This window comes from Vibrio sp. 661 (assembly GCF_033339315.1).
GTDB lineage: Bacteria > Pseudomonadota > Gammaproteobacteria > Enterobacterales > Vibrionaceae > Vibrio > Vibrio alginolyticus.
Genome location: NZ_JAWOUJ010000143.1, coordinates 1 through 1028, shown reverse-complemented (window position 1 = coordinate 1028; position 1028 = coordinate 1). Strand labels below are relative to the sequence as shown.

Here is a 1028-nt window from a genome sequence, read left to right as displayed (position 1 = left end):
GTTACCTCCGGTGGGGTATCGGAGTCCACCACGGTGAACGTCGATGTCACACCAGTCAATGACGCGCCAGTGGCAAAAGATGATACCGCTGTTACTGACGAAGACACGCCAGTGACGATTGATGTTCTGCCAAACGATACCGACATCGATGGCGATACGCTGTCTATCCAATCAGCGTCTGTACCTGAAGCGCAAGGCACAGTCGAGATTGTTGACGGCAAGTTGGTGTTCACACCGGCTGAGAACTTCCATGGCGATGCTGAAATCACTTACACCGTCACCGATGGTGCGCTGACTGACCAAGCGACGGTCAACGTCACCGTGAATGCGGTGAACGACACGCCTGTGGTTGAGAGCAACATTGCAGACCAAACCTTGGCAGAAGACTTTACGCCATACAGCATCGATCTAAACACCGCTTTCAGTGATGTGGATAACGTGGATGGCGAGTTGAGCTTCAGTGTCTCTGGCAACAGCAACATTCAAGTGGCGATCGTCAATGGCATTGCTACGTTCACTCCAACCGCTGACTGGAACGGCTCAGAAACCCTAACCTTTACGGCCACCGATCCAAGCGGCGAAAGCGTTAGCCAAACGGTGAACTTCACGGTAGCCCCTGTGGCGGACATCGTGGCAGACAACGCGACGGTTGTGGAAGACACGCCGACCATCATTAACGTCCTAGGTAACGACACGTTTGAAGGCGACGACAAAGTGGTGTCGCTGGATACCAATCACGGTCCAGCCAACGGCACGGTCTCGGTCAACCCGGATGGCAGCGTCACTTACACGCCAAACGACAACTACCACGGTACAGACAGCTTAACCTACATCGTCACCTCCGGTGGCGTCAGTGAGTCCACCACGGTGAACGTCGATGTGACGCCAGTGAATGACGCGCCAGTGGCAAAAGATGATACCGCTGTCACTGACGAAGACACGCCAGTGACGATTGATGTTCTGCCAAACGATACTGATATTGATGGTGATACGCTGTCTATCCAATCGGCGTCTGTACCTGAAGCACA

At 53.8% G+C, this 1028-nt stretch carries 1 protein-coding gene; it reads left to right on the top strand.

Annotation, left to right across the window (positions count from 1 at the left end):
• The coding region (locus tag R7P69_RS25285; RefSeq protein WP_318121840.1) for a tandem-95 repeat protein at positions 1-1028 on the top strand (1028 nt) is incomplete at both ends.